An 8,864-nucleotide genomic window follows, 5' to 3' on the forward strand; every position below is an offset into this window, starting at 1 on the left:
ACCTCGCACCCCTATCACAAATACAAATTAGTCCTTCGACACACATACCTTACCTTCAGCAGATCGAGATATAGCGTCACAGCGTATACTAACCTTGGCATCTAACTTTCCCTTACCAAGAATCTTAACCTTATTCCTAGAAGACACAACACCGAGACCAACAAGCGTTTCCTTATTTATCTCCGCCCCGCTATCTATCTTCCCAGCTTCAATGAGCTTCTGTATGGCTCCGAGGTTTACAACATCGTACCTTTTACGTGACATAGACCTGAAACCTCTCTTAGGCAGTCTAGTGAATATGGACTGCTGCCCTCCTTCAAATCCCTTTATACTGCATCCAGCCCGCGCCTTCTGCCCCTTGTGACCCTTTCCAGACGTCTTTCCTTTGCCGCATCCCAAGCCTCTGCCCAAAACCTTACGCCCCTTCAACCTCGGAAGGCCACTAAATAACTCATTCAATTTCATAACGCCCCAGAGATAACACTACCCATTGATAACATCGCAAACCTTACGACCCCTCTTACCCGCAACTTGCTTAGGAGACAACATATTTTTGAATGCTTCAAACACAGCATAAATAACAGTATGAGAGTTAGACGAGCCTATGATTTTCGCAACAACGTCCTGAACACCCAAAACCTCAAAAACCGCTCTAACTGAACCCCCAGCTATTATGCCCGTACCAACCTTTGCAGACCTCAACACCACCCTGCTGGCACAAAACTTCGCGGTTATATCGTGGTGCAGAGTCCTAGATTCTCTGAGGTAAACGCGAATCATACTCTTCTTAGCAGCATTGACAGCCTTGATTTTGGCCTCAGCGACCTCAGCATGTTTTCCCATACCGCAGCCAACCCGACCTTTTTCATCGCCTACAACAACCAAAACGGAGAACGAAAACCTTCTACCACCTTTAACAACCTTCGAAACTCTCCGCACAGATACAAGCAATTCTGACAAATCATGCGCATCGTTCGATGTACGCGACTTCCTATCAACACTCATCAAAACACCTAAAACTCAAAACCAAGACTCCTCAATTCGTCCGCAAACACGGCAATAACGCCCATATACCTATACGAACCCCTATCGAAAACAAACTTACGATAGGTAGCATCAAGCCCATCAATACGACTAGCCAAAAGCTTAGCAACAACTTTTACAGCCCCTGCATTAACACGTCTGCACGCAACAGACAACACCTCTGATTCCAAAGTAGACGCCGCAGCAACGGTTTCACCCTTCCCATCATCTATAAGCTGCGCGTAAAAATGCCTATTGGACTTAAACACCGAAAGCCGGACAGAGGATAAAGACCTAAGCTTAAGTCTAACGCGCCTCCTACGCCTTTCTGCTTTCTCTAGATCAAACAATGACATAGACAGACTCCCTCTATCACTTCTTCTTACTAACTTCCTTTCTATACACGTACTTTCCTTTTATGAAAATACCCTTCCCCTTATATGGATCGTACCTCCTAATGGAACACAGATCCGCCGCAACCATATGCACCTTAACCTTATCGCTGCCCTGTATGGTAAACTGCGTCGGCTTAGTACACTTTACTACAATCCCAGAGGGTATAGCATACTTCACGCTATGACTAAAGCCCAAAGATACATTCAAGCACTCGCCATCTTGCGTTACTTTGTACCCTACACCGTTAACTTCAAACTCTACTAGGAAACCACTGGTCATCCCCTTTATGGCATTACTTATGTTGCTCCTGTAGGTTCCCCACATAACCTTCGCCCTGGCAGAGCCACCGCCTTCGTTAACCAAAACCAGCATCTTACCATCGAGTACAGCCTTAATACCGTGACGCAGTGCAAAAACAGACTTACCCCCCTTACTATCAGAGATAGTAACATCGCTTTCACAAATATCGACACTCACGCCCTCAGGAATCTCTATAGGCATAGCTCCAACTCTAGACACTGTATATCTCCTAAAAAACTCCACACAAAATTTCGCCGCCAACACCAGCATTACGCGCGTGGTTGTCCAGCATTATGCCCTTAGACGTAGACACTATATACACGCCCAATCCATTGTAAAACCGTGGCATTTTCTCCGCAGATGAGTATACCCTCCTACCCGGCCGAGAGACGCGTACTATCTTCTTAATGGCAGGAGCACTATTGAAATACTTCAAGCACACCTTAAAGAACCTACGACTACCCCCATCTTCTTCCAGACTAAAGGAATCAATATAGCCCTCTTCGAGCAGAATCTTAAGCACAGCCATCACCGCCTTGGAACAAGGAACTCTAACCACCTTGTTCATAGCTGCTTGCCCGTTACGCAAACGCGTCAGAAAATCAGCAATGGGATCAGACAACGACACAACAAAACCTCACTAAACCTTACTACCAACTTGACTTCGTTAACCCCGGTATCTGCCCTATAGAGCCCAACTGCCTTAGCACAATGCGAGACATCCCGAATTTTCTATAATATCCACGCGGCCGCCCAGTTATCAGACACCTGTTCCTAACCCTGATATAAGAAGAATCCCTCGGCATTTTAGACAGCTTCATCTGCGCAGCAAACCTCTCAGACATAGGCAAAGACTCGTCCTTGAGCTTAGCCGCTAGTTCCTTTCTCTTTTTGGCTAACACAGAAGACATTGCTATACGCTTCAAGTTCCTCTGTACTACTGACTTCTTAGACACTCCACCCCCTAATTTATAAATGGAAATCCTAACTCAATGAGCAAAGCCTTGGCATCCTCATTGTTGTTAGCTGTTGTCACTATGCTAACGTCCAATCCCCTGACCTTGTCTATCTTGTCGTAATCGACTTCCAAAAACGATATGTGCTCTTTGATGCCGAAAGATATGTTGCCGCACCCGTCAAACTGTGACATCGACAAACCTCTGAAATCCCTCTCTCTAGGAAGAGCAATGTTCACTAGCCGATCCAGAAACTCATACATACGTTTTCCACGCAGAGTCACCATGCAGCCTATCGGAAACCCCTTACGGATTTTGAATCCAGCTATAGACTTCCTAGCTCGCGTGGTAACAGGCTTCTGCGCGGAAATCATCGCGAGGTCCCTGGTGCACGAATCCATGACTTTACTATCAGATCCAGCAATACCGATGCCCATATTCAAACAGACCTTCACAACTTTCGGCACCTGCATTACGTTCTTCCTTCCAAGCCTATCAACAAGAGACCTGGAGATAGCATCCTTAGACAAACTCCCCAACATACAAACCTAATCCAAAACTCTTCCAGAACCCTTTAAGTATCGAACCTTCTTACCATCGACAAACTTATAGCCCACCCTAGCACGAACACCAGCCTCGCTGTCGAAAAACGCGACGTTGGACATATCTATAAATCTCTCAACACTGAAAATACCACCTTCCCGATCCTTCGTAGGCTTAACGCTCTTCCTACATAAAGCAACCGAAGCAACCTTTGCCAGAACGCGACCGCCTTTCCTTAGAACCTTCACAACCTTTCCAACTTTACCCTTATCGCCACCAGCAATAACGATAACTTCATCTCCACTAACAATCTTAGCCACTACAAAACCTCCACAGCCAGTGACATCACCTTTGCGAACTCGCCAACTGGCAACTTTCTCACAGGACCAAAAACCCTAGTTCCCAAAGGATCACCCTGATCATTAACTAGAACAACCGCATTACTAGAAAACCTAATAGTACTGCCATCAGGTCTGCGAATCGGCCCCTTAACCCTAACGATAACAGCCTTATATACCTTTCCCTTTGTTACCCTCCCCTTCGGAGTAGCAACCTTGGCTGATACAACAATTACATCCCCCACAGTAGCTGACCTTTTTCCCCCCAGGAACCCTATGCATAGCACCTTGCGCGCTCCTGAGTTGTCCGCAACATCCAAAATGGCGTTTTTCTGTATCATGCCAAAAACCTATTCATCAACTATAATCCACCTTTTGGTGGCAGATACCGGAATATGCTCCCTTATCTTTACCACATCGCCTCGAACACACTTGTTATGCTCGTCATGAAGGGAATAAACCCGACACTCCTTCACGATCTTCTTGTATACCTTGTGGTGTACCATTCTGTATACCGAAACCTTGACCGTCTTGTCGCGCCTCGTATCAGTAACAACCCCAACCAAAACTCTTTTAGACATCCTCTCCCCTTATTTTTCTCATGCTAAGCACGGTCAATACCCTGGCTATCTCCTTCCTAATAGTTCCACGACGGGCATTGTTGACAGCTCCACCACTCTTGCTCTCAAATACATTCTCCACTAAGTCCCTTCTCAAAGTAGCTAACTTCTCACGAAGCTCCTTAGAAGACTTACTATCCATCTTAGCAACCGAACTCATAGCCACACCTAAAACCCTTCTTCCACAAAACTGCACTTAATTGGCAATTTCGACTGCGCTTTCCTGAATGCCTCCCTTGCCATCTCCGTAGACACTCCACCTATCTCGAAGAGTATCCTTCCAGGCTGCGCCTTACACACCCACATCTCCGTGCTGCCCTTGCCCTTACCCATTCTCACGTCAACAGGCTTTTTACTTACAGGCACGTGACAGTATACGCGTATCCACACTTTCCCTACACGTCTGAGGCTCCTAGATATGCTACGCCTTGCCGATTCTATCTGCTTTGAGGTCAACCTACATGGCTCCAGAGCTTTCAGGCCACACTGGCCAAATGCTAGCTCACTACCTCCCTTCGCAACACCGCTAATCCTACCCTTAAAACTTTTGGAATACTTCGTCTTCCTAGGTACAAACAACATGGCTATATCCCCTTACTCTATTCCGGCTCTTGTATCCCCAACGTAGACCCAGACCTTGACTCCAACTATTCCGTATATAGTCTTCGCCTCTACACAGCTATAATCAACATTGGCCCTAAACGTATGCAAAGGCACGCTACCTTCCTTGTGCCACTCGGTTCTCGCTATCTCAGCACCACCAAGCCTTCCGGAACAGCTCACTTTCACGCCCTTGGCTCCAAGCTTTAGGCAGTTCTGAACACCTCTCTTCATCGCACGCCTGAACGAAACACGCTTTTCAAGCTGCTGAGCTATATTCTCCGCTATCAACACAGCCTTCAAATCGGGCTTCTTCACTTCTACTATGTGTAACTCAACTTCGTGGTTTACAATTTGCGCGATCTTCTGCTTGACCCTATCTATATCCACCCCCTTCTTTCCTATGATTACTCCAGGCCTTGCTGAGTGTATGTTGATGATCACAGCGTCCACTTTTCTTGCTATCACAATTTTGCTTACCGCAGCATGCTGGAATGTCTTCTTCACGAAGCTACGCAACATGAGGTCTTCTTGCAATTTTGTTGCGTAATCCCTCTCGGCGTACCACAGCGAATCCCACATCCCAACTATTTTCAGTCTCAATCCGATGGGATTTGTCTTCTGCCCCATATGCTACCTTTCCTTCAAATTCACAACCACTCTTCCGTACCTCTTGCTTATCCTGCAAGCCTTCCCTCTCGCTTTGGGCATGACTCTCTTCAGAGTGTACGACTTCCCAATCAGAATCCCATCTATATACAGATTATCTGCATCCACCCCGTAATTAGTACGAGCGTTAGCTATAGCAGACTTCAATACCTTCTCGATAAGAGATGCTGCCTTCTTTTTACAAAACTTCAAGTACATGACTGCAACAGCAACGTCTTTGCCCCGCACCAGATCTGCTACCAAATTCAGCTTAGCTGGCGTTGAGCGCAGCCCCAACCCTTTTGCACTAATAACCATTGTCATATCATCCCTTCCTGGACACCTTCTTATCCCCCGCATGCCCCGTGAACTTTCTAGTCGGCGAAAACTCCCCGAATTTCCGTCCCACTATATTCTCTGTTACCTTAACTGGAACATAGGTCTTCCCGTTGTACACTCCAAACGTCAGGCCGACAAATCTATTCAGAATCACCGACGACCTAGAGTGAATATTGATCACAACACTGGTCCTATTTGACGCTATTACCCTATTCGCTAGGCGAAGCACATGCGGCGCACAAAACGGCGGCTTTTTAACTGATCTTGACATACACCTTATCTCTTGACAGACGAACTCCTAATATATTTATCACTGTGCTTACCACGTTTTCTAGTCTTCTTACCTTTGGTCGGCACACCCCAAGGAGTCACTGAATTCCTACCCCCTGAAGTCTTACCTTCACCACCACCATGCGGGTGATCCACAGGGTTCATCGCTACCCCTCTCACCTTAGGTCTTAGTCCTAACCATCTACTCCTACCCGCTTTGCCCAGCTTGATGTTCCTGTTATCAAGGTTTGACACCACACCAACTGTAGCCCTGCATCCAGCCAGGATCTTTCTAACTTCGCCTGACCCAAGTCTAAGCAGTACATATGCACCATCACGGCCCATTACCTGAGCATAGCTGCCCGCAGCTCTGGCTATCACCCCACCGGCGCCAACCTTCATCTCAACATTGTGAACAAACGTACCTGATGGAATACTTGACAACTTTAAGCAATTTCCCGGAAGAACATCAGACGAATTACCAGACGTTACAACGTCGCCCACCTTTAGCGCACTAGGCGCAAGTATATAAGACAACTCGCCATCTTCGTACTCTATCAAAGCCAGAAACGCAGTGCGATTAGGATCGTACTCAAGACGCTTAACAACCGCAGGAACATCCTCCTTGCTTCTCTTGAAATCCACAATCCTATATAGCCGCCTGTGCCCGCCACCACGGTGCCTTACTGTAACAACACCACGAGCGTTCCTACCACCAGATGACATCTTGCCACACACCAAAGATCTCTCGGGCTTACCCTTCCACAGCATAGTCTTATCTACTAAGACAGTTCCCCTCAGCGAAGGAGTTACCGCATTTAGAACCCTAAGACTCATTTGGCCCTCACTATCTTAAATTCCTTCCCCTTGGTCAGCGAGAAATACACCTTCTTTCTACCTTTTCTGCGCCCCAAAATCCCCTTACAGCGCTTCTGCTTACCCTTAAGCCTAAGCGAACAGACGTTAAACGGCTCTTCACCACATAACATCTTTATGGCACGACTAATCTGGGACTTAGTAGCGTCAACCGTAGCATACACGGCATACCTGTTATACCCCTCAGTCATCGACACAACTTTCTCTGTGATTACAGGAGAAACTATTACGGAAAGACAATCACTCATTGCACAACCTATTCTCCAATGCCTTCACTGTATCCACAGTCAACATAACACAATCATGCTTGAGTATGTCCAAGACATTGATACCTACACATTTCATCAGATCGACACCGCGCAAATTCATGCATGCGCGCTCAACTTCCTCCTTGTAATTCTCTGAAACTACAAGATACGAACGATGACCCGAAAATTTACCAAAAGCAGCCTTTGCCTCCGCTGTCTTGCGCAGACCGACATCCATACTGTCGAGAATCACCAACTTATTACTAGCAGCCTTCATAGAAAGAGCCACCTTAAGTCCCAACCTACGAACCTTTTTATTCAAAGAGTACGCATGACTCCGAACAACTGGGCCGAAAATTACAGCACCACCCCTAAACTGTGGACTACGGAGACTACCCTGCCGCGCCCTTCCAGTATGCTTCTGCCTGTAAGGCTTCGCAGTAGTACCAGATATGTCACTAATCCCCTTGGTTTTATGGGTACCAGACCGCCTCTTCGCTAGCTGCCAATTAACAACCTCCTTGAGCACATCACGTCTGGCCTCCAAGCCAAATATTTGAGGATTCAGATCTATGCTGCCGACAACCTCATTCGCAATGTTAACAACACTGATTTCCATAAAACGCTCTCAAACTTACTTTTAACCTGCCACACTCTCAGTGAGCGCGACATCCTTCGGCATGGGCTTCTTCACGGCATCCCTAACAAAGACATAAGATCCTTCCGACCCCGGAACGCCAGTCCCCTTTACAACAAGCAAGGATTCTTCTTTATCTATATGCAGCACCTTCAAGCTTTGCATGGTAACCCTTCTGTTACCCATGTGCCCAGCCATCTTCTTTCCCTTGAACACCCTACCAGGATCCTGACATTGCCCAGTAGACCCCTGAGACCTGTGCGAGATAGAGACACCGTGAGAAGCACGCAGCCCACTGAAGTTATGCCTCTTCATAACACCAGCAAACCCCCGCCCTATGGTGTACCCAGTAACATCCACAAACTGCCCGGGGACAAAATGCTCAATACCAATATTGTCGCCGGGTTGCAAATCACCAACCGTTTCTACTCTGGACTCAAATACACGGCAAGGCGTGCTCACACCCTGCTTACTTAAAGCTTCAGCCTGCGGCTTTTTAACCTTACCAGGACGCCGAGAGCCTAGGACCACTGAGTTGTATCCATGAACGCCCTCTACCCTTGTTCCAACGACAAAAGTATCTTCCAATGACAACAAAGTCACCGGAACCCTAGCTCCAGTAGTTGCATCAAATACAGCTGAGGCACCTACTTTCTTCATCCACAATCCAATTCTTTTACGCGCCGCCACGTTACCCTCCAACAACCTTCACTCTGACATCAACACCAGCTGGCAACTGGAGACTCATTAACGCCTGCAGCACTGTGGAATTGGCCTTGGGCAGACTTATCAACCTCTTATGAGTCCTAATTTCAAACTGCTCCCTAGATTTCTTATCAACATGAGTAGAGCGATTCACTATGAACTTTGCAAGCCTCCTAGGAAAGAACACAGGGCCATTAACTTTGGCCCCACTTCTTTTTGCTACCATGATTATGCTGCGCGCAGACCTATCGAGCAAACAATGATCGAAGGCCTTCAACTCAATGTATATCTTCTGCGTCACCATAGTAAACTACTCCAAAATCTCAGTGATAATACCCGAGCCAACGGTCCTTCCACCTTCTCTC

General features: G+C 47.0%; 20 protein-coding genes. All 20 read right to left on the reverse strand.

The genetic code is table 11. From position 1 onward, the window contains the following. Positions 1–27: 27 nt before the first annotated feature. The 20 genes from rplO to rpsJ are packed head-to-tail and all read right to left on the reverse strand — an operon-like array spanning position 28 to position 8,803. Entirely contained in the window at positions 28–465 is a 438-nt protein-coding gene (rplO, locus tag PGW94_RS01415; protein ID WP_271757882.1) for a 50S ribosomal protein L15, read from the reverse strand. Between the two features lie 18 nt (positions 466–483). Then, on the reverse strand, positions 484–1,005 hold the full coding sequence (gene rpsE, locus PGW94_RS01420; RefSeq protein WP_271757884.1) for a 30S ribosomal protein S5: 522 nt from the start codon (positions 1,003–1,005) through the stop codon (positions 484–486). Positions 1,006–1,013: 8 nt separating this feature from the next. Further along, entirely contained in the window at positions 1,014–1,379 is a 366-nt protein-coding gene (gene rplR / locus PGW94_RS01425; protein WP_271757886.1) for a 50S ribosomal protein L18, read from the reverse strand. A gap of 16 nt (positions 1,380–1,395) precedes the next feature. Beyond that, a complete protein-coding gene (gene rplF / locus PGW94_RS01430; protein ID WP_271757889.1) occupies positions 1,396–1,938 on the reverse strand; it encodes a 50S ribosomal protein L6 in 543 nt (180 codons plus the stop codon). 10 nt (positions 1,939–1,948) lie between these two features. Next, positions 1,949–2,347 carry a 30S ribosomal protein S8 gene (rpsH, locus tag PGW94_RS01435; RefSeq protein ID WP_271757891.1) on the reverse strand — a complete coding sequence of 133 codons (399 nt, stop codon included), beginning with the start codon at positions 2,345–2,347 and terminating at the stop codon, positions 1,949–1,951. A gap of 22 nt (positions 2,348–2,369) precedes the next feature. Next, positions 2,370–2,675 (reverse strand): 30S ribosomal protein S14, encoded by a 306-nt coding sequence (gene rpsN / locus PGW94_RS01440; RefSeq protein WP_271757893.1) that lies wholly within the window; start codon positions 2,673–2,675, stop codon positions 2,370–2,372. An 8-nt stretch (positions 2,676–2,683) separates the two neighbouring features. Further along, complete coding sequence (gene rplE, locus PGW94_RS01445; protein WP_271757895.1) at positions 2,684–3,217, reverse strand: 50S ribosomal protein L5; 534 nt, start codon at positions 3,215–3,217, stop codon at positions 2,684–2,686. A gap of 6 nt (positions 3,218–3,223) precedes the next feature. Beyond that, complete coding sequence (gene rplX, locus PGW94_RS01450; protein WP_271757897.1) at positions 3,224–3,538, reverse strand: 50S ribosomal protein L24; 315 nt, start codon at positions 3,536–3,538, stop codon at positions 3,224–3,226. Then, positions 3,538–3,897 carry a 50S ribosomal protein L14 gene (rplN, locus tag PGW94_RS01455; RefSeq protein ID WP_271757900.1) on the reverse strand — a complete coding sequence of 120 codons (360 nt, stop codon included), beginning with the start codon at positions 3,895–3,897 and terminating at the stop codon, positions 3,538–3,540. The genes rplX and rplN overlap by 1 nt, the downstream gene beginning before the upstream one ends. 9 nt (positions 3,898–3,906) lie before the next feature. Beyond that, on the reverse strand, positions 3,907–4,137 hold the full coding sequence (rpsQ, locus tag PGW94_RS01460) for a 30S ribosomal protein S17 (RefSeq protein WP_271757902.1): 231 nt from the start codon (positions 4,135–4,137) through the stop codon (positions 3,907–3,909). Next, on the reverse strand, positions 4,130–4,336 hold the full coding sequence (rpmC, locus tag PGW94_RS01465) for a 50S ribosomal protein L29 (RefSeq protein WP_271757904.1): 207 nt from the start codon (positions 4,334–4,336) through the stop codon (positions 4,130–4,132). Before rpmC ends, rpsQ begins: the two co-directional genes overlap by 8 nt. Positions 4,337–4,344: 8 nt before the next feature. Beyond that, on the reverse strand, positions 4,345–4,755 hold the full coding sequence (gene rplP / locus PGW94_RS01470; protein ID WP_271757928.1) for a 50S ribosomal protein L16: 411 nt from the start codon (positions 4,753–4,755) through the stop codon (positions 4,345–4,347). A 15-nt stretch (positions 4,756–4,770) separates the two neighbouring features. After that, positions 4,771–5,406 (reverse strand): 30S ribosomal protein S3, encoded by a 636-nt coding sequence (rpsC, locus tag PGW94_RS01475; protein ID WP_271757906.1) that lies wholly within the window; start codon positions 5,404–5,406, stop codon positions 4,771–4,773. 3 nt (positions 5,407–5,409) lie between these two features. After that, positions 5,410–5,748, reverse strand: a complete 339-nt coding sequence (gene rplV, locus PGW94_RS01480) for a 50S ribosomal protein L22 (RefSeq protein WP_271757908.1) — start codon at positions 5,746–5,748, stop codon at positions 5,410–5,412. A 1-nt stretch (position 5,749) separates the two neighbouring features. After that, positions 5,750–6,034: a 30S ribosomal protein S19 gene (gene rpsS, locus PGW94_RS01485; RefSeq protein ID WP_271757910.1), complete on the reverse strand. Its 285-nt coding sequence runs from the start codon at positions 6,032–6,034 to the stop codon at positions 5,750–5,752. A gap of 5 nt (positions 6,035–6,039) precedes the next feature. Next, positions 6,040–6,870 carry a 50S ribosomal protein L2 gene (rplB, locus tag PGW94_RS01490; RefSeq protein WP_271757913.1) on the reverse strand — a complete coding sequence of 277 codons (831 nt, stop codon included), beginning with the start codon at positions 6,868–6,870 and terminating at the stop codon, positions 6,040–6,042. Then, positions 6,867–7,157 carry a 50S ribosomal protein L23 gene (locus tag PGW94_RS01495; RefSeq protein WP_271757915.1) on the reverse strand — a complete coding sequence of 97 codons (291 nt, stop codon included), beginning with the start codon at positions 7,155–7,157 and terminating at the stop codon, positions 6,867–6,869. Before PGW94_RS01495 ends, rplB begins: the two co-directional genes overlap by 4 nt. Further along, on the reverse strand, positions 7,150–7,776 hold the full coding sequence (rplD, locus tag PGW94_RS01500) for a 50S ribosomal protein L4 (protein ID WP_271757916.1): 627 nt from the start codon (positions 7,774–7,776) through the stop codon (positions 7,150–7,152). The genes PGW94_RS01495 and rplD overlap by 8 nt, the downstream gene beginning before the upstream one ends. 21 nt (positions 7,777–7,797) lie before the next feature. Then, positions 7,798–8,454, reverse strand: coding sequence for a 50S ribosomal protein L3 (rplC, locus tag PGW94_RS01505; protein ID WP_271757918.1), 657 nt, complete (start codon positions 8,452–8,454; stop codon positions 7,798–7,800). Between the two features lie 31 nt (positions 8,455–8,485). Further along, on the reverse strand, positions 8,486–8,803 hold the full coding sequence (gene rpsJ, locus PGW94_RS01510) for a 30S ribosomal protein S10 (protein WP_271757920.1): 318 nt from the start codon (positions 8,801–8,803) through the stop codon (positions 8,486–8,488). Positions 8,804–8,864: the final 61 nt, after the last annotated feature.

This window comes from Candidatus Anaplasma sp. TIGMIC (assembly GCF_028204095.1).
Taxonomy (GTDB): domain Bacteria; phylum Pseudomonadota; class Alphaproteobacteria; order Rickettsiales; family Anaplasmataceae; genus Anaplasma.